General features: G+C 69.4%; 17 protein-coding genes. 12 read left to right on the top strand and 5 right to left on the bottom strand.

Going from position 1 to position 18598, the window contains the following annotated elements; translation table 11 throughout:
• The first annotated feature begins 179 nt into the window (after nt 1-179).
• Genes ACJ8AT_RS25015 through ACJ8AT_RS25025 form a run of 3 tightly spaced genes read left to right on the top strand, consistent with a single transcriptional unit; the run spans nt 180 to nt 2568 of the window.
• The gene (locus ACJ8AT_RS25015) at nt 180-752 is read left to right on the top strand and encodes a sugar transferase (RefSeq protein WP_407740361.1); all 573 of its coding nucleotides are present in this window, start codon (nt 180-182) and stop codon (nt 750-752) included.
• Nucleotides 749-1804, top strand: coding sequence for a sensor histidine kinase (locus ACJ8AT_RS25020; protein ID WP_407740362.1), 1056 nt, complete (start codon nt 749-751; stop codon nt 1802-1804). Before ACJ8AT_RS25015 ends, ACJ8AT_RS25020 begins: the two co-directional genes overlap by 4 nt.
• On the top strand, nt 1801-2568 hold the full coding sequence (locus ACJ8AT_RS25025) for a LytR/AlgR family response regulator transcription factor (protein ID WP_407740363.1): 768 nt from the start codon (nt 1801-1803) through the stop codon (nt 2566-2568). Before ACJ8AT_RS25020 ends, ACJ8AT_RS25025 begins: the two co-directional genes overlap by 4 nt.
• Before the next feature lie 9 nt (nt 2569-2577).
• Here the strand turns inward: ACJ8AT_RS25025 and ACJ8AT_RS25030 are convergent, their stop codons facing one another.
• Entirely contained in the window at nt 2578-4065 is a 1488-nt protein-coding gene (locus ACJ8AT_RS25030) for a glutamate--cysteine ligase (protein WP_407740364.1), read from the bottom strand.
• A 161-nt stretch (nt 4066-4226) separates the two neighbouring features.
• Between ACJ8AT_RS25030 and rlmN the strand changes: the two genes are divergently transcribed.
• Nucleotides 4227-5315, top strand: a complete 1089-nt coding sequence (gene rlmN, locus ACJ8AT_RS25035; RefSeq protein WP_407740365.1) for a 23S rRNA (adenine(2503)-C(2))-methyltransferase RlmN — start codon at nt 4227-4229, stop codon at nt 5313-5315.
• On the opposite strand, the gene ACJ8AT_RS25040 is transcribed toward rlmN, so the two are convergent.
• Nucleotides 5266-6027, bottom strand: coding sequence for a ferritin-like domain-containing protein (locus tag ACJ8AT_RS25040; RefSeq protein ID WP_407740366.1), 762 nt, complete (start codon nt 6025-6027; stop codon nt 5266-5268). The genes rlmN and ACJ8AT_RS25040 overlap by 50 nt on opposite strands.
• Nucleotides 6028-6337: 310 nt before the next feature.
• Here ACJ8AT_RS25040 and ACJ8AT_RS25045 point away from each other — a divergent pair, with 310 nt between their 5' ends.
• Complete coding sequence (locus ACJ8AT_RS25045) at nt 6338-6724, top strand: hypothetical protein (RefSeq protein WP_407740367.1); 387 nt, start codon at nt 6338-6340, stop codon at nt 6722-6724.
• A 10-nt stretch (nt 6725-6734) separates the two neighbouring features.
• Here the strand turns inward: ACJ8AT_RS25045 and ACJ8AT_RS25050 are convergent, their stop codons facing one another.
• Together ACJ8AT_RS25050 and ACJ8AT_RS25055 are read right to left on the bottom strand one after the other, a co-directional pair.
• Entirely contained in the window at nt 6735-8348 is a 1614-nt protein-coding gene (locus tag ACJ8AT_RS25050) for an adenylate/guanylate cyclase domain-containing protein (RefSeq protein WP_407740368.1), read from the bottom strand.
• A gap of 41 nt (nt 8349-8389) precedes the next feature.
• Nucleotides 8390-9250, bottom strand: a complete 861-nt coding sequence (locus ACJ8AT_RS25055) for a metallophosphoesterase family protein (RefSeq protein WP_407740369.1) — start codon at nt 9248-9250, stop codon at nt 8390-8392.
• 152 nt (nt 9251-9402) lie between these two features.
• Between ACJ8AT_RS25055 and ACJ8AT_RS25060 the strand changes: the two genes are divergently transcribed.
• The 3 genes from ACJ8AT_RS25060 (at nt 9403) to ACJ8AT_RS25070 (ending at nt 12610) form a co-directional block, all read left to right on the top strand.
• Nucleotides 9403-10602 (top strand): hypothetical protein, encoded by a 1200-nt coding sequence (locus ACJ8AT_RS25060; protein WP_407740370.1) that lies wholly within the window; start codon nt 9403-9405, stop codon nt 10600-10602.
• Entirely contained in the window at nt 10599-11543 is a 945-nt protein-coding gene (gluQRS, locus tag ACJ8AT_RS25065; protein ID WP_407740371.1) for a tRNA glutamyl-Q(34) synthetase GluQRS, read from the top strand. Before ACJ8AT_RS25060 ends, gluQRS begins: the two co-directional genes overlap by 4 nt.
• Before the next feature lie 134 nt (nt 11544-11677).
• Nucleotides 11678-12610, top strand: a complete 933-nt coding sequence (locus tag ACJ8AT_RS25070) for a hypothetical protein (protein ID WP_407740372.1) — start codon at nt 11678-11680, stop codon at nt 12608-12610.
• A 2-nt stretch (nt 12611-12612) separates the two neighbouring features.
• Here ACJ8AT_RS25070 and ACJ8AT_RS25075 read toward each other — a convergent pair whose 3' ends face one another.
• Nucleotides 12613-13929 (bottom strand): sensor histidine kinase, encoded by a 1317-nt coding sequence (locus ACJ8AT_RS25075; protein ID WP_407740373.1) that lies wholly within the window; start codon nt 13927-13929, stop codon nt 12613-12615.
• A gap of 153 nt (nt 13930-14082) precedes the next feature.
• Here ACJ8AT_RS25075 and ACJ8AT_RS25080 point away from each other — a divergent pair, with 153 nt between their 5' ends.
• The 4 genes from ACJ8AT_RS25080 (at nt 14083) to ACJ8AT_RS25095 (ending at nt 18092) form a co-directional block, all read left to right on the top strand.
• Nucleotides 14083-15744, top strand: a complete 1662-nt coding sequence (locus ACJ8AT_RS25080; protein ID WP_407740374.1) for an FAD-dependent oxidoreductase — start codon at nt 14083-14085, stop codon at nt 15742-15744.
• Between the two features lie 135 nt (nt 15745-15879).
• Nucleotides 15880-16542: an AgmX/PglI C-terminal domain-containing protein gene (locus ACJ8AT_RS25085; protein WP_407740375.1), complete on the top strand. Its 663-nt coding sequence runs from the start codon at nt 15880-15882 to the stop codon at nt 16540-16542.
• Between the two features lie 75 nt (nt 16543-16617).
• Entirely contained in the window at nt 16618-17460 is an 843-nt protein-coding gene (locus tag ACJ8AT_RS25090; RefSeq protein ID WP_407740376.1) for a DUF4081 domain-containing protein, read from the top strand.
• Between the two features lie 11 nt (nt 17461-17471).
• Nucleotides 17472-18092, top strand: coding sequence for a tRNA-(ms[2]io[6]A)-hydroxylase (locus ACJ8AT_RS25095; protein ID WP_407740377.1), 621 nt, complete (start codon nt 17472-17474; stop codon nt 18090-18092).
• Nucleotides 18093-18598 lie beyond the last annotated feature (506 nt).

The raw sequence follows: 18598 nt of genomic DNA on the forward strand, positions 1-18598 counted from the left end.
TCGCCCTCTTCCGGGCCACGTCGGGGTCAGGCGGCATCATTCTCCCTCCGTCACGCACTCTCGGAGTGAGCCATGACCTCGATCTCGACGCCCCTGCTGGTTCTCTGCGCCGTCCTCCTCTTTCCGCTGGTGCTCGCGGGCACCATCGCGCTCGACCTGACTGAAGCGGAGGTGGCGCCGTGAAGGGCAAGCGCCTGCTGGATCTCGCCCTGATGCTGCCGCTGGTGCCCTTCTTCGGGCTGGCGGTGGGAGTGCTCGCCCTGCTCGTGCTGATCATCGATGGGCGACCAGTCTTCTTCACCCAGCCCCGGCTGGGCCAGGGGCGCCGGGTGTTCCGCATCCTCAAGCTGCGCACCATGACGTGCGAACCGGACATGCGCGCCCGGCGTCCCACCCGGCTTGGCAACCTGCTGCGCCACCATGGCTTGGACGAGCTGCCCCAGCTCTTCAACGTCCTCATCGGCGACATGAGCCTGGTGGGGCCTCGCCCGCTCACCCCGGAGGATGCCGAGCGCCTCATCGCCTCGCACCCGCCCCTGGCCGCTCGCTTCGAGGTGCCGCCGGGGATAACGGGGCTGGCGCAGGTGTGCCAGGCGCGCGGGGCGGCCCTCACGGCGCAGCTCGATGCCGAGTATGCTCGGGCGCGGAGCGCCTCCGTGGACATCCGCATCCTCTTCCGCACCACCTGGATCAACGTCGTCGGCAAGCGCCGGGGGGCGCGCCCGCTGCCGCCGCACCTCGTGCCGAGATGAAACTGTCTCCGGAAGGCTCGATTGTCCGAGCCACCCTGCTCGCCCTCATGGCGCCCAAGCGGCTGGCGCCGCTGCTGCTGGTGTCGGCGTCACTGGTGCTCGCCCAGGTCCGGTTCAGCCGGGATCCGTTGGCCCTGCCGCTGGGCCTGCTGATGTGCCTGATCTTCGTAGCGGTGGCCCCTGTCTCCTACCGCGTCCTCTTCCCCGAGGGCCTCGACTTCAGCCACGGCGGCGTGCGGCTGGCGCTCTATGGAGCGGTGGGCAGCGGCGTGGTGCTCTCCTCCGGGTACGTCCTGCCGAAGCTGCTGCGCATGGCGCCCACCTTCCTCACCCAGCCGGTGAACCTGGCCGTCTGTGGCGCGCTGTACCTCGTGGGGGGCTGGGGCCTGGGCCGGGACATCGGCTTCGAGGAGTCGCTGGCTCGCGAGCGTGCGCGCGCGGCCCGGCTCGAGCTGGAGGCCGAGCAGGCCCAACTGCTGGCGCTGCGCAGCCACCTGGATCCGCACTTCCTCTTCAACACGCTGAATGCGATCGCCGAGTGGTGCCGCACCGATGGCGCGGTGGCCGAGGCAGCCGTGCTCCGGCTGTCGGCCATGCTGCGCAGCGTGCTGGCCGGAGTGCGCAGCGCGACATGGCCGATGGAGAAGGAGCTGGAGCTGCTGCGCACCCTGTTCGAGCTCCACCTGCTGAGAGATCCGGAGCTGTTCCAGCTCTCGTTCGAGGTGGCACCGGGGCTGGGCGAGGTGCCAGTGCCGCCGCTCATGCTGCTGCCGCTGGCGGAGAACGCGGTGAAGCACGGGCCGGCGGCGGGGCACCGCGGGCGCATCACGCTGGAGCTGAGCTCGCGAGATGGCGAGCTGGTCTTCACCCTGGAGAACCCGGGGGCCTCGAAAGGTCCACGGCTGGGCAGCACGGGCCTGCCCACGGTGGAGCGGCGGCTCGCGCTGGCCTACGGTGGAAAGGCCCGGTTCTCGCTGGAGAGCGCCGAGGGCCGCACCCGTGTCACCGTCACCCTGCCCCGCTCGGGCCCCCTGCTGGGAGTCATCACGTGAGCCAGTCCCTGCGTGTCCTGATCGCCGATGACGAGCTGCTGGCTCGCAAGCGTCTGGCGCGCCTGCTGAGCGCGTTCCCGGACGTGGAGGTGTGTGGCGAGGCGGCGGATGGAGATGCGGTGCTTGCCGCGGCGCGAGCGGGCGGGCTGGATGTGATTCTGTTGGACATCCACATGCCGGGGCTGAGCGGGCTGGATGCGCTGGCGCTGCTGCCAGAGGACGGGCCGGGCGTCATCCTCTGTACGGCGCATGCCGAGCACGCGGTGGATGCCTTCGAGCATGGCGCGGTGGACTACGTGCTCAAGCCGGTGGAGGCGGCGCGGCTGCAGAAGGCGCTGGACCGGGCGCGGGCGAGGCTGGGGCCGAGGGAGGAGCCAGAGCCCGCGAAGGGGCAGGCAGCGGGCTCGAAGGGGCTCACGCGGCTGCCGATTCCCACGCGGCAGGGGATTGTCCTGGTGGATCCGGACACCATCTCCCACGCGACGCTGGAGGAAGAGCTGGTGACGGTGTTCACCACGCAGGGCGAGTTCCTCACGGACTTCACGCTCAACGAGCTGGCCGACAAGCTGCCGGTGGAGGGCTTCCAGCGAGTGCACCGGCGCGCGCTGCTGAACCTGGCCCACGTGACGCGGCTGGAGCCGCTGGAGACGGGGGGCTACATCGCTCGGACCACGCGCGGGCACGCGGTGGAGGTGAGCCGCCAGTCCGCCCGGGAGCTGCGCCGGATGCTCGGCCTGCGCCGCGGGCCCGAGGAAGAAGGCTGAACCTCAGCTTCAGTCCACCGGCCACTCGTGCACGGGCGCGCCGGACTCGGCGTGCTCGCGGTAGCGCTCCAGGAGCGTAGCCAGCGCGTCTTGTTTGGGCATCTGCTCCTGCAGCTTCGCCAGCACCAGGCGCTGCCAGCGAGCTCCCGTGCGCCGCGCCGCCACGCGGGCCTCGATGATGCCCAGCATCGCGTCCGCCTCGTCCGCGTCCACGCCCGCCTCTACCAGTCCGCGCCTCGCCACGGGCAGCAGCTTCGGCACCAGCTCCGTCACCGGTACGGGCTGGGGTGAGGGCGCCCTCTCCGAGGGCCAGAGCAGCACCGCGTCCATCCCCTGCTTCGCCGCTCGGATGAAGTTGCCACGCGCGTGGATGAAGGGCATCGCCGGCAGCAGCGTATCCGTCTGATCCGCGAGGCCCAGCGTCAACCCGAGCAACAGCGCCCCATTGGCCACCATGTCCACCACCGAAGGCCCGGCCGGGAGCGCACGGAACTCGATGCGCAGGTGGCCTCCGCACTTCGGATCATAGATGGCGCGGTTCCAGTTCCAGATGGTGCTCTGGTGCAGCCGCAGCTCGTCCAGCCCCGGGAGCTCGCTCCGCGCCAGACACTCGAGTGGAGACATCGGGCCCACCACCGGCAGCAGCGGCGCGTGCAGCGCCACCGCCTCCGAGAACAGCTCCAGCGCGCCCTCCCTCGCCCAGCCGTGACCGAACGTCACCCGCGCGTGAGCCCCGGAGGTGTTCTCGTGAGGCTCGCCCCGGTCGTCCACGGCCTGCCGGAAGAGCGCCACCCGTGTCTCGTCCCACAGCCGCCTCCCGAGGAAGAGCGGCGAGTTGGTGGACACCGCCAGCACGGGCGCCGTCACGAGCTGCGCCGCGTTGTACATCCGGGCGAACTCCGCGGGCTCCACCCGCAGGTGGAACTGGAGCGAGGTGTTGGCGCCCTCCAGCGTCACGTCATCCCAGGTGAGCGACAGCGAGTCCTCGCCCGCGATGGCCACCTGGAAGGGCGCATCCCTCCTGCGCCGGATGGCCGCCGAGAGCGCCCGGTAGCGAGGCATTCCCGTCAGCGCGCCGCTGCCCAGATCCACCTCTCGGAGCGTGGGGAGGATGCCCGTCACCACCACCCGAGCCCCCTGCGTGGCCGCCGCGCGGCGTACCTCGCTGAGCGAGTCCTCGAACTCCGCGCGCAGCGCCGAGAAGGGCCGCCCGGCCAGCGGAGAGGGACGCAGGTTCGTCTCCAGGTTGAAGCGGTTGATCTCCAGCGTCACGCGCGGGTCGACCGTCTGTCCCAGCACCTGGCGGTTCACCGGCAGCGGGAAGCCCGTGGCGTCCACCAGGAACATCTCCAGCTCGGCGCCCACCGTGCGCGGGCCCACGCCAAAGCCGGGACGCCGCAGCAGCGCCCGCAGGGCCTCCAGGTTCTCGGCGAGCCTCTGGGAGAAGCGCCGGTAGTCCTCGGGGGAGAATTCCTCGCGTTCGATCGCCAGACCCATACCTGGAGATTGGCCACAATCCCCATTCCCGGCAGGCTGCCCGCCGCGCGCCTGTCTCTTGGCCGCCTCCAAAGCAGGCTGGCGCGGTCAGCCCGCCCGGCTCCTGAACGACCATCCCCAGGTCACACCCCCGCCCAGGTGTGTTATCGCTCGATAGCGCCATGCAGCCTGCCTCCTCCCCTGCTCTGCTCAACCTCTACGATCTGCCTCGCACCGCCCTGGGCGAGTTGCTGGCGGGCTGGGGCTTCAGCGCCTTCCACCGGGACGCGCTGTGGGAGGCGCTCTATCGCCAGCAGGTGGAGTCGCTCGACGCGCTGGAAGGACTGCTGCGGCCGGAGCTGGTGAGGCTCCTTCGTGAGCGCACCTGCCTGCGCCGCCTCGCCGTGCACCACGAGGCGTTCAGCAGCGATGGCTATACCCACAAGCTGCTGCTGCGCCTGCACGACGGGCAGACCATCGAGACGGTGCTGATGCGCTTCAAGGGACGCGCCACGGTGTGCATCAGCACGCAGGCTGGGTGCGCCATGGGGTGCGTCTTCTGCGCCACCGGGCAGATGGGGCTCGTGCGCCACCTGAGCCCGGGGGAGATCGTCGCGCAGGTGTTGCACGTCACCGGAGTCCTCCGCCAGTCCGGCGAGTCCCTGCGCAACATCGTCCTCATGGGCATGGGCGAGCCTCTGCACAACTACGACGGCACCATGGAGGCGGTGGACATCCTGGTGGATCAGCTCGGCTTGGCCATCGGCCCGCGCTTCATCACTTTGAGTACCGTGGGCGTGGTACCGGGGATCCGCCGACTGGCGGACGAGGACCGTCCGGTGCAGCTCGCCGTCAGCCTGCACGGCGCCACGGACGCGGAGCGCGCGGCGCTGGTGCCGGTGGGCAAGCGCTGGCCGCTGGATGAGCTGATGGAGGCGTGCCGCTACTACAGCGAGAAGCGCAAGCGCCGCATCTTCTTCGAGTGGACCCTGATCGCCGGGAAGAACGACACGCCGGAGCAGGCGCACACGCTCGGGCAGTTGCTGAAGGGCATGGACGCGCACATCAACGTCATCCCGCTCAACCCCACGGTGGGCTATGGCGGAACGCCCAGCGCTCCCGAGGCCGTGCGCGCCTTCCAGGACGTGCTGGCCTCCTACGGGTTGCCGAGCACGGTGCGCCAGCGTCGCGGCATCGACATCGACGCGGGGTGCGGCCAGCTCAAGGCCGCGGTGGAGCGCCCGCGCCGTTCACCTCCTGCAACTTCCTGAGCGACAACCGCCCGCCGACGGGGAGGTAGCTCGCGGCCTCGCGCACGAGCCCTACGAAGGCCCGAGCCGCCTCCGTCAGCGGAATCCCCATCGTCCTCAGCGTGCGGCGGTGATCCACCAACACCACGCCCATCGCCGCCATCGCGAGGCTCCACCACACCGCCTGCCACCCCGCGCGCACCAGCACGCCCCAGCCCTGCCGCGCGAAGAATTCGCCGTGGAAGTCCAGGTGGTGCTGCTCGTCCTCGCAGATCTCCTCCAGCGCGCGCCTCAAGTCCCCCACCGGCAGGCGCGAGGCCAGCAGCCCATAGAAGGCCCCGCCAATCACCTCCGCCACCAGCAGCACCATCAGCTTCAGCCGCAGGCCCAGCAACCTACGCCCGTAGACGAATAGACGCTCCGTCCAGTTGCGCGCTAACAGCGCGCCTCCCAGTCCTCGCACCATCAGCCCGAGCATGCGTGCATGTCGCCCCTCCTCCGCCACGAAGAGCTTCAACGCCGCGCGGTAATCCGCGTCGATCCCCGGCACCTGGGCGCGATCAATCTCATGGGCAATGCGCCCCTCGCCCGCCTCGCCCAGCTGGAAGGTCGCCAGCGACCCCGCCAGCGCCGAGCGCCACGCCTCGGGCAGCGCCTCCGCTCGCTCCAGTCCCTCGGGCAAGGGACGCCGCCGGTTCATCTCGAAGTGCCTGCGCCAGTCGCTCCACCGCATGATCCTCTCCTTCGTGGGACGCGCGCTGCGTCCCTGTCGCGAAGAAGAAATGCCTCAGCCCCGAGCGCCCGGAGCGCCATCCCACCCGAGCGGTCGCGCCGCCCCCGCGAGCGGTCGCCTCGCGTCCCCCAGCGCTTCACCGGCTCGGGCGCGCCGCGGTGTTCAGTGTCAGTGGATGCGGGCCTGCATACGACGCCACGCGCAACGAGGTCGATGGTGGACACTCCACACAAAGCGCGACGAGGCCCCTTGCATGCACTTGGCACGTGGGCACATTCTTCGAAGTGGCAACACCGAGGGAGGTGGGGCGATGCAGCTTGCCATTCATGAGCACGCGACTGTGGAGGAAGCGAGCAAGGACCTGCTCGACTTCATTCTCACGCCGTCCAACTGGCTCTCCACGGAGCAGCAGGCGGCGGATCCCTCCGCGCGCCCCGCCCAGAACGCGCTCTACCAGCGGCGCGTGGGGCCGCTGCGCATCTGCGCCTGCGTCGAAGTGACGCCCACGCTCGAGGTCTCCCTGCGCGTCGCCTTCCGGGCCCCCGGGCTCACGCCGGTGAAGGCCGCCGATCACCTCGAGACGTTCCTGCGCACGCGCATGCCGCTGACGCCCAACACCGAGTGGCAGGTGGAGGTGGACGAGCGCCGGTGGATCCACTTCGTGCGGCGCTACGCCGGCGCGCGCCTGCTGGCCTGAAGCCCCGCGCTCACGTCAGCTTGAAGTAGCGCAGGGGCTGGCCCACGTTCTTCACGGGCGTCTCCGTCAACGGACCGAAGTTCAGCGCCTGCACCCAGGGCTCCTGGGACAGGCTCAGCGCCTCGCGCGCGCTCTCCATCAGCAGCGTCTCCCGGAAGCCGCCGAGCGCCTGCAGCCGCGCCGTCTGGTTCATCCCCGTGGAGAAGGCGGTGTACTGCCGGTTAGGTCCGAACAGGCCGCAGTTGGTGTGGGCCAGGTTCACGCCGATGGCCACGCCCAGCCCGGGCAATGCCACTCGCTTGCAGAGCTCCATCACCTCTTCCCGAGCGCTGAGCGAGGCGGTGTACTTCTGGATCTCCAGCGCGGCGCGCATGACGGCCTCGGCGCGCTGGACACGGCTGGTCTCGAAGAAGGGTGGGCCGAACAGGCCGATGACGCAGTCGCCCACCATCTTGTCGAAGACGCCACCGCACTCCCAGATGGAGTCCACCACGCGCGCGCTCCACTCATCCACGAAGCGGCCGATGCTCTTGGGGCTGTCGAAGCCCTGCTCGCAGATACGGGTGAAGCCGTTGATGTCCGCGAAGAGGATGCCCACCTCCTGATCCTGCGGCCGGAGGTACTGGGCATAGGCCGGATCCCTCAGCAGCTCGTCGATGGTGCTGCTGCGGAAGAACTGCGAGAGGTGGATGCGCTCGCGGTTGTAGTCCAGCAAGCGCTGGCTGAGGCCCGAGGCCAACAGCCGGACGATCTCCATCGTGTACGAGGAGAAGCCCTCGTCGCTCCAGAGGACGAGCTTGCCCAGGTGCTCGTTGCCGGAGGCCCCGGAGATGAGCACCACCTCCGAGGTGCGCCCCCGGGCCTGACCGAAGAGCTGACGCAGCGAACCATCCACGCGGTGGAGCAGCTCCGAGCCGTGCTTCTGGATGAGGCGCTCCAGGTGAGGGCCGGGCCGCTCGGTGCTCTCGTACTCCAGGTGGCCGTGGCGCCAGGTGCGGTAGTGCAGCACCTGGGGGCGCACCGCGTCCCGGTAGAGCAGCGCGAAGCCCGGCAGCCGCACCCGCTGCGCCAGGGCCAGCACGGCCTGATCCATTCCCACCTCGAAGACGGGGTTGGACAGGTGCTGGTTGCACTGGAGGACGAGCTGGTGCTTCTCCGAGGCGGTATGGACCAGGCACAGCACGGTGTCGAGCAGCTCGGCCACCGTCTCCAGCATGCGGGCGAGCCGCGCGGACTCCACGGCGTCGGTGTGGTCCCCGGCGAAGAGCAGGCCGATAGCGCCCACGCGCGTGCCCACCACATCCAGCGCCTGGGAGACGAGCGTCCCATCCTCCAGGCGCCGCACTCCGTTGGGCTCCTGGATCAGCAGGCTGGGGTGACGCTCGCCCCAAGGACCTTCCATCCAGGTCTGCTCGGCGAGCTCCTCGTTGCGCGTGGTGAGGGCGATGGCGCGCGCTCCCGTCAGCTCGACGATGCGCGGCAGGCATCGCTCGAACGTCTGGTCGAGGCTCTCGCGCAGCTTGAGGCTCTCCTCGAGCAGCTCATCCACCGTGCGGTGGAGGTGGCGAAGCGATCGGAGTTCCTCCAGCGAGGGCTCCGCGGGCAGCGCATACGACGCTTTCATGGACTGAGGTTCTACAGCCCCTGGGCTCCGGTGTCACAACCTCACCCAGACACCTGGGGGACGTGCTTCTCTCCGCCGACCACCTGCCCCTGGGAGACGTCGATGACCCAGTAGCCCTCGCGCCCGGCCATGGTGGAGGAGCCGGCGCCGAAGATATGCGGTCGCTCGGCGGTGGCCAGGTGGTGGTAGCGGTGGTGAATGTGGCCGTGCAGCACAGCGTGGCGTGGGCCCGGGAGCAGCCGGCACAGCGCCTCCGCGTCCCGGAGCCCGTGGGTCCATTTGTCCGCGCGTCCGCGAGGCGTCAGGGGCGCATGGTGGACGACCACGAGCAGCGCCCGGCCCGCCAGCCTCGGGTCTTTGACGAGCGCATGGAGCCCTTCGAGCTGCGCCGGGCCAATGAGCCCATTCGAGATGCCGGGGACGGGAGGCACGCGAGCGGACTTGAGCCCGATGACGGCGGCCTCCTCGCCCACCAGCCGGACGAAGGGGAACGCACCTTCGCGGCAGTGCTCGGGAAGATCGCTCTCCAGCAGGTGGCCGAAGTAGCGCTCGAAGCGCCGGCTGCGCTCACTGCCCGGGGTGTAGACGTCGTGGTTGCCCGGGATGACGGTGCAGCGAGTCCGGTCCTCCACCCACCCACTGAGCGCGGCGCGAGCTCCCTCGAACTCGCTGTCGAGCGCATAAGCGGTGAGATCTCCCGAGAGGATGAGGTGATCCGCCTTCTGCGCCCGGGCCTCGCGAGCGATGGCGGCGAGCGTCTCGGGGGCTCGACGGTAGGCGCGAGCCCGGCCTCCCACCGCCAGCTCCGCGAGCGCCACCCACCGGCGCCAGCCGAGCCGGAAGAACGGCTGCGCGAGATAGTCAGCGGTGATGTGGACGTCGGAGCAATGGACGAAGCGCATGGAGGAGACCTGGACAGGAACGGCTCGCGACGGGGGGAACATTCTCGCCGAGCCAGCCGCCGTGGGAAGCAGGTTCGATGGGCATTCCGCGTGAAAGAGCGCTGTCTCACGCTCGACTGGCCCGCGCGGGCGGGTTACGAGTGCTCCGCCCCATGATGCGAACCGCGCTCCTCTTCAGCCTGTTGCTGTGCGCTTCGAGCAGTGCGCAGGCCCCTCGACGTGTGGCCGTGCTCCCCTTCCAGGCGATTTCAGGGGATGTGCCCGGCCGAGCGGGTCCTCGGGTGACGCAGCGGCTCACCACCGAGGTGCGTGGAGTCCCAGGTCTCGAGCTGGCTGAACCCTCCGAGACAGAGCCGCCTCCGGATGCGCTCGCGCAGGCTCGGGCGGCGGTGAAGCAGGCGGAGGCTCAAAGGCAGAAGCATGACTTCGCTGGCGCGGACACCTCGCTTGGCCAGGCGCTCGACGCCTACGCGGCAGTGGCCGCGGCCCTCCCGGGCGGAGACGAGCTGGCGGACACCTATGCCCTGCGTGCCGCGGTGCGCTACTCGCAGGGCCGTGACGAGGATGCCGCGCGGGCGCTCGCCTTCGCCCTGGCGCTCTCTCCGGGACGAACGCTCCCGCTAACCGCTACCTCTCCCCTCTTTGCTCGCACGGTGGATCGCGTGCATGCGGCCCTCCAGGGGCAACCTCGTGGCAGCGTGCGCTTCGTCTCCGTGCCTCCGGGAATCCCGCTCACGATCGATGGACAGCCCGTGGAGGACACGCCGGTGCGCGTGGCGGAGATTCCTCCCGGAGGACATCTCTGGCGTGCGGTCCTGCCCTCGGGCGAGACCACGGGTGGGCTCGTCGAGGCGGTGAGCGGCAAGGAGGTGGAGGTGAAGATCCGTCCCCCGGGTGAAGGCCCGGAGGCCACCCTCGCCGCGGCGCTCGCGGCCAACCGTTTGGATGCGGCGGCGGTGGAGGCGGCGGCGACGCTCGGCCAGACGCTGCGAGCGGAGCTCGTCCTCTTCGGCACGGTGTCGCGGACAGACACGGGGCTTGCCGTGGATACCTTCGTCCTGGCTCCCAGCACCAAGACCCTGCGCCGGATCTCCCGTCTCACGCTGGACACGGATCTCCTCGACGCCGGGCCTCCGATGCGAGAGCTGGCCACCACGCTTGCCACTCGCGGTCCCCAGGCCGGGGACGCTGTCTCCCTGCCCGTCGTTCCTTCTCCGGCAGCGGGTGCCGCGCCCCGCCTCACCCAGGCGAAGTATCCGGTCGAGGAGAAGCCCGTGAGCGCTCCGAAGCCCGTGGCGCCCACTCCCGATCGTCCTCCCCTCGCTCCCAGGAAACCCCTCGTCCGCCCATGAGCTTTCGTGGTCGCTTCGCGCCCAGCCCCACCGGGCGCATCCACCTCGGCAATGCCCGAAGCGCCCTGCTCGGCTGGCTCCAGGCCCGCGCCGCCGGAGGCCAGTTCCTCCTACGCGTGGAAGATCTCGACCGAGCCCGCTGCCGTCCGCAGTACGTCGATGAGCTGCTGCGCGATCTGGAGTGGCTGGGGCTCACCTGGGATGAGCAGCCCCTCTTCCAGAGCGCTCGGGACGACGTGTACCGGGACGCGCAGGCGAAGCTGGAGCGGGAGGGGCTCGTCTACCCGTGCTTCTGCACGCGAGCGGAGATCGCCCGCGCCGCGAGCGCCCCCCATGGCCTGAGCGACGAGGGGCCCCGCTACCCAGGCACCTGCGCCCAGCTCTCCTCGGCGGAGATCTCCGAGCGCGCCCGCACGCGCGCTCCCGCGTACCGCTTCCGAGTCCCGCCCGGCGAGGTGCGCTTCATGGATGGGCTGCAAGGCCCCTACGCTCAGGACGTCGAGGCAGTGGTCGGAGACTTCGTGGTGCGCCGCAACGACGGCGTGGCCAGCTACCAGCTCGCGGTGGTGGTGGATGACGCCGCCACGAGCATCACCCACGTGCTGCGCGGAGACGACCTGCTCAGCTCCACGCCTCGACAACTCCAGCTCTACACGGCGCTCCGGCTCTCCGCGCCCGAGTTCTTCCACGTGCCCCTGGTGCTGGGCGAGGATGGCAAGCGGCTCGCCAAGCGCGAGGGCGCCTTCGCCCTGGCAGAGCTGAGAGAGCGCGGCCTGCCCGCCGAGCGAGTCCTCGGTGTGCTCGCCGCGTGGAGCGGACTCGGGGATGGCAGCCCGGTGTCCCTGCAAGAGTTGGTCAGGACCTTCCGGACCGAGGCCCTGCCCCGTGCCCCGGTAGTGGCGCGTGAGCAGACTCTCGTGGCGGCACTCGGCCTCGGCTAGGCGCTCTCTCGTCCGCCCGAGAGGGGGCAGTCCTGCCTGAGGAAGTCCCCACGCCATGGGCACATGCCCATCTTCTCGTCGGATATGGGCGTCTCGTTGATTGATCGAGCGCTCCCTATGCAGGAGAGGCAGACATGGCTGAGATCGTGGAAAGGTCACGCGTCGAGGCGATACCGAGTGTCCCCTTCAAGCTGAGCTGGGGCGCCATCTTCGGAGGGACCTTCGTCGCGCTAGGCGTGTGGATTCTGCTGTACGCGCTCGGGCTGGCGCTGGGACTGTCCTCGGTGGATCCGAGCAACCCCGGCAGCGCGAAGTCGGCGGGCATCGGCACGGGGATCTGGTCGCTCATCGTTCCGCTCATCGCGCTCTTCGCCGGCGGTCTGGTGGCCTCGAGGACGGCGGGCGTGGTGGACAAGATGGGCGGCGCGCTCCATGGCGCGGTGCTCTGGGGGCTCACCACGCTGGTCGGCGTGGTGGTGATGGGCATGGTGATCTCGTCGCTGATGGGCGCGGTGTTCAACGTGGGGAAGACCGCGGTGGGAGCCGCCGGAAGCGCCATCTCCGGCGTCGCCTCGCAGACAGGCAACGTGGGCAATGCCGCCAAATCGTTCGGGCTCGACGCGAATGACGCGCTCGCGCCAGTGAACAAGCGGCTGCGGCAAGAGGGCAAGCCCACCATCACCGCGGATCAACTCCAGGCGACGACGAAGGATGTGATCAACACCGGCATCCAGCAGGGCCGGCTGGATCGCAACCTCCTGGTGAGCTCCATCGCCCAGAACACCTCGCTGTCGCGCCGGGACGCGGAGGATATCGCCGACCGCATCGAGGCACAGTGGAGCCAGGCGCAGGCACAGGTGGGCCAGGTCGCGCAGCAGGTGCAGCAGGGCGCGCTCAAGGCCGCGGACACCACGGGCCACGTCTTCTGGGGCGTGTTCTTCGCGCTCCTGCTCGGCCTGGTGTCGTCGATCCTCGGCGCCACGCTGGGGGTCAGCAAGAGCCAGCGCTTCTACGCGGGGGGCGCGGTCACCTCGGTCGTGGGCGCGCGCCGCGAGGTGTATCCGTAGGCTCAAGGGCTGGAGGGCGGGGCGGCCTTCGACCGCGCCAGCGGCAGGGTGAGGACGAAGGTCGAGCCGCTGCCGGGCGTGCTCCGAGCGACGATGCTGCCGCCGTGGCGCTCGGCGATCTTCCGGCAGATGGCCAGCCCCAGCCCCGTGCCCTCGTACTTGCCGCGTCCGTGCAGGCGCTGGAACAGGTTGAAGATCTTGTCGGCGTGCTTCTCCTCGAAGCCGATGCCGTTGTCCTGGACGCGCAGCTCACAGCGGCCGCTCTCCTTGTCCACCTTGGCCTCGATGGAGATGCGCGGCGGGGCATCATCCTGGCGGAACTTGAGGGCGTTGCTCAGCAGGTTCTGCAGGATCTGCCGCATCTGTGTCGGGTCCGCATCCAGCACGGGGAGCTCGCCCACGGTGACGGTGGCCTTCGATTGCTCGATGGCGACCTCGAGATCGCTCAGCACCTCGCGCGCCACGGAGGCCAGATTCACCGGGGTGAAGGGCTGGGCCTTCGAGGTGACCCGCGCGAAGGCGAGCAGGTCATCGATCAACCGGCGCATGCGGGTCGCGGCGCTCTGCATCCGCTCCAGGTAGTCCCGCCCTTCCGGGCTCAGCGCGCCGGAGTCCGAGGCCTTCAGCCGCTCGCCAAAGGCTTGGATCTTCCGCAGCGGCTCCTGGAGATCATGCGAGGCGACGGACGCGAAGCTCTCCAGCTCGCGGTTGGACTGCTCCAGCTCGCGGTTGGACTGTTCCAGCTGGAGCTGGGTGCGCTTCAGGCTGGTGACGTCGGTGGTGATCATCGTGAAGCCCACGATGCGTCCCGCGTCCCGGATGGGCCCCACGCGCACCACGTACCACTGGGCCCCGGTGTCGGCGTAGGAGCGGATGTCATACGAGTCCGGCACCCCCGTCTCGAGCACTTTGTGGATGACGGCCCGGCACCGCTCCTGATCCTCGGGCAGCAGGAATTCGTAGACGCTCCGGCCGAGCACCTGCTCGTACGTCAGACCGGGGAGGGTGAAGTTGATGAAGCGGATCCGCTCCGAGGTGTCCGCGGTCATCATGATGTTCTGCGACTGCTCGACGAGGGCCTCGATGCCGAACTTCTCCACCGAGGACAACCGGCGCGTCTCGAGCAACCCCGCCAGCTCATTGAGCGCCTGAGCCACCGGCCCCAGCGAGCCCGCTCCGACGCGGCACCTCACGTGGGGCTCGTTCGTCGCCAACCGGGTGATGAACTGGATCAGCTCCTCGGAGGTCGTCTCCGCCCCACCGGCCAAGGCCTGGGTTCCATCGCCTGACGAGCCCTTCGCTGCTGCTTCCTGGGTCATCTCCGTGGCTCCTGTTCAAGACAGACGTACACCGTGATCTCGCGCGACAACGGCGGCGCCGTGACGCGGAGTTCGGCCTCCCCAGGTGGCCCCCCACCCCGAAAGCCATGTATCCTCTCCTTCAACATATCCTGCAACAGAGGGGGCAGGCACATGCCGCAGTGGGACCATCGGGCGGATGTCGTTGTCGTCGGAACCGGGGCCGCCGCGTGTGCCGCGGCGACTGCGGCAGTGGACAAGGGGGCCTCGGTCATCATGCTCGAGGCGGCGGATGCGGCTGGAGGCACTACCCGGCGCTCCGGTGGCGCGTACTGGATCCCCAACAACTCCCTCATGCGCGCCAAGGGCTTCACCGACCCACGCGAGGACGCCATCAAGCTGATGGCGCGGCTGGCCTACCCCACGCTCTATGATCCGGCTCAGCCTCGGCTCGGGCTGCCTCTGCTCCAGTACGAGCTGCTCGCCGCGTTCTACGACAACGCGTCGCCCGCCATCGATCGGATGATCCAGCTCGGCGCGCTGGATCCGATCATCCTGCCCAACTACGGCTACTCGTCCAACCCGGTCACGGATCCGGACTACTTCGCGGAGCTGCCCGAGAACCATGCGCCCTACGGCCGCGTGCTCACGGCGAAGTCGCCTCCGGGCTCCTTCGAGTTCCCCGGCCTCTATCTCTCGGAGGGGATGCTCGCGCACCTGCGCGGCCAGGACGTGCCCATCTTCCTGTCGCACCGGGTGACGGACGTGGTGCAGAACGGGCAGGGCGAGGTCATCGGCGTGCAGGTGGAGAACAACGGCCGCACGAAGTTCATCCGCGCGAAGCGGGGGGTGATCTTCGGCTCGGGAGGCTTCTCGCACGATCGGGACAAGCTGCGGTCACACCTGCGGGGCCCCATCTTCGGCAGCTGCAGCGTCACCACGGCCCAGGGCGCCTTCGTGGACATCGGAGGCCACGCGGGCGCCGAGCTGGGCAACCTCTCCAACGGCTTCTTCTACCAGGCGGCCCTCGAGGACGCGGCGGCGCACGAGGGCTACGTGGTCCGGCCCGATGCGCATGTCTTCTTCCCGTACGGGGACAGCACCCTCCTGGTGAACAAGTACGGCCAGCGCGTGGTGAACGAGAAGGAGCAGTACCACGTGCGCACCCAGAGCCACTTCCACTTGCGGCACACGGAGTACCCGAACCTGGTGCAGTTCATGATTTGGGATCAGTGGACCGCCAACGAGCCCACCCCGTGGCCGTGGCGTGGCGTGGTCCCGTTCCCGGGGCAGCAGTCCCCGCTCGTGTTCCAGGCCGCGACGCTCGAGCAGCTCGCCCAGCGCATCAGCGAGCACCTGGATCAGATGCGCGGCGTGCGCTTCCTGAGCAGCTCCATCGTCCCGTTCGTGCAGCTGTCTCCGGACTTCGTCTCCTCGCTGCGCGCCACCATCCAGCGCTTCAACACGTTCGCCGAGACGGGCGTGGATCTCGACTTCCACCGCGGCGAGACCCCCGTCGAGCAGGCCTGGCAGGGGCCGTCGCGCAGCACCACCAGCAACCGGACGATGTACCCGATGACGCTGGATGGGCCGTACTACTGCGCGATCCTCGGACCCGCGACGCTGGACACGTGCGGTGGGCCGGTGATTGGCACGGATGCGAGGGTGCTCCGTCCGGATGGCTCGGCCATTCCCGGGCTGTTCGGCGCGGGCAACTGCATCGCGTCTCCCACGGGCCAGGCCTACTTCGGCGCCGGTGGAACGATTGGACCGGCGCTCACCTTCGGCTTCGTCGCCGGGCGCAACGCGGCGCTGGGGACAGCGCTCTCGGAGTAGGCCGCACTTCAGGAGATGGCGCTGAGCCAGGCGGCGGACCGCTCGGCCAGGGCGCACCGCGGGACGTCCTCGGACCGGAAGCTATACTGGGTTTTGGGTCCATAGCGGTAACCGGCCCGGTGGCATAGTGGCGCCATGTCGGGCCGTTCCATCCTCTTCTGGGTGCTCATTCCCTTCGTGAGCCTCTGCGCGCTGGCGCTCTGGCTCACGCGCCCGACCTCTTCCTCCGAGCCCAGGCCCGCCGAGCCTACCGAACGCGCCGAACGGCTCCCGCCCCCCTCCGTGCTCCCGTCCGCGCCGAGTCCACAGCTCCCCGTCCAGCCCCCCCTTCCGAGCCCACGGAGCCCCCCTCCGAGCAAGGCCCCTGCCGCCCCGCCACCCTCGGCGCGAATCTTCGGCGAAGGCTCGACGCTCCCCTCCCGCTCGCCGCCGCCTCCGCCCATCACCATCCCGGAGGCCGAGCCTCGAAGAGAAGCCGAGACGGGCACGGTGGACAAGGAGGACGTGCGCCGAGCCATCCAGACCGTGGTGCCGTTGATCCGCCAGTGCTTCGAGGACATCGCCGAGCGCCACAGCGGCCCTCAGTCGGTGACGCTCAAGTTCACCCTCGAGGGCCAGGGGCTGACGGGCCACTTCCGGGACGGCGAGGTGGTGGACTCGACGATTCAGGATCCATACGCGCTGGCCTGCTTCCTGGACTCCCTGCTGGATGTCCGCTTTCCAGCACCCCGAGGGGGGGGCAGGGTCACCATCACCTACCCTTTCCGCTTCGAGCCGGGTTCGGATGCTGGCCGTTGAGCCCACCTTCTCGTAAGGTGCGCCCGTTCTTCGCATGCCCGCCCGACCCCCTCAGGTGCGCCTGACTCGACTCGCATGCCCTCCACCATCGAACAGCTCGGTCCTCAGCACACGGATGCCCTGCGGTCGTTCCTGGCCAGGGACTCGACGCACAACATCTACCTGCTCGGGCTCTTCGAGGAGTTCGGCATCATCCCGCGCGCGGGCCGGGCGCGGTTCGCCTTCCACGGCCGGTTCGACAGCAAGGGCCTGACCGCGGCCCTCTTCGTGGGCGGAGAGGGCGGGCTGGTGGTGCCCTCGGCGAGCGATCCGGGCTTCATCTCCGAGCTCGCCGAGAGCCTGGGCTCCCAGGTGAAGCTCCAGGCCTCGGTGGGGGAGAAGCCGGCGGTGGACGCGCTGGTGAGGCTCCTGGGCCAGAACGCGAAGCCCCGGCTGTCGCGGGTGCAGCGCCTGTTCGCCGTGTCCGCGGATGACCTGGGGCCCTTCACCAACCCGACGCTGCGGCTGGCCAAGGAGGAGGATGTGCCTCGGCTGATGCCGCTGGCGCTGGGCGCGGTGCGGGAGCTGCTGGAGCGGGATCCGCTGGCGGAGGATCCGGACGGGTACGAGGCGCGAGTGATGCAGCGCGTGCGAGGCCGGCGCACCTACGTGCTGGAGGAGAACGGGGCGCTGGTGTTCAAGGTGGATATTGGCAGCCGCTCGCAGCACGGCGCGGAGCTGGAGGGCCTGTACACGGTGCCCAGCGAGCGCCACAAGGGCCACGCCACGCTGTGCCTGGGGCAGATCTCCCGGCACCTGCTGTCCTCGCTGCCGAAGCTGGTGCTGCGGGTGGACGAGAAGGACGAGAGCCTTGCGCGCATCGCGCGCAAGGTGGGCTTCCTGGCGGGCCGGGTACAGCGGCTGGTGCTGCTGGAATAGGCTCCGCGTCCATGTCCCGCCCGACTCCCAGCCGCCGTCCCCTCTCCGGAGAGGGACCTGTCATCCTCCACTCGGCCACGGATCCGCGTTGGTTGCCGCTGGCGCTGGAGCGCTTCGACGAGGTGCTCGTGGACCATGCGCACTGCGAGAAGAAGGCGGCGGCGAACGCGCTGTCGATGTTGCAGGTGTACCCGGATCTGCCGGGCCTGCCGGCGCAGATGGCGCGGCTGGCGCGCGAGGAGAGCGCCCACCTGGCGCGGGTGCTGGATTTGATGGCGGCACGGGGGCTGACGCTGACGAAGGACGTGGGAGACCCGTACGCGCAGGGGCTGCAGAAGCTCATCCGCACGCCATCCGAGGAGCGCAAGGTGGACCGGCTGCTGGTGGCGGCCATCATCGAGGCGCGCTCCTGCGAGCGGCTGTCGCTGCTGGCCGAGGGGCTGGAGGATCCGATGCTGCGCCGCTTCTACGGAGAGCTGGCGCAGTCGGAGGACGGGCACCAGTCCCTGTTCTTCCGGCTGGCGGTGACGGCGAGCGGAGATGAGGCGGCGGTGCGCGAGCGGCTGGAGACGCTGCTGGCCCGCGAGGCGGAAGTCATCGCATCCATCGGCGTGCGCGCCGCGATTCACTGATTGCCGGGCACAACGAGACCGACTTTGTCCTCTCTTGTGGTGAGCCTCGTTCTAACGAATGCGCTCAGGGTCATGCTGTGGCACTGGAACGTAGCTGGAAACCACAAGCGGCAGGGTGAGTAGCTGCCCCCTGCGGGGCATCCCAGAACCGAGCCGCACTGGGCACCTGGAAACGCCAGCCAAGTTCATTACCTATGGCGCCCACAGAAACCGTAGTTCCCCTGCAAAGCCTGGAAACTGCACCCAGGCTCTTTGCACCTGTCTTCCTTGGGCACGCGGTGATGGTAGCCACAAAAACCAAAGTTACCGGGTCGAGCAGGATACTTGCAGCCTGTCTCCTTGCAGAGAGGCTCGCTTGATTCCTCCTCCGGCTCGAAAACAGACACCTCAGCCAGTTCGTGCTCATTCCGCTCATCAGGATATGGAATGAGCCTGCTCGCTTCTATTAGAGCATCAGGTTCAATTTCACGTTCGAAGGTCAGCTGGCGGATGGCTCGATCTGGGCT

The organism is Hyalangium sp., assembly GCF_045802625.1.
Classification (GTDB): Bacteria; Myxococcota; Myxococcia; order Myxococcales; family Myxococcaceae; genus Hyalangium.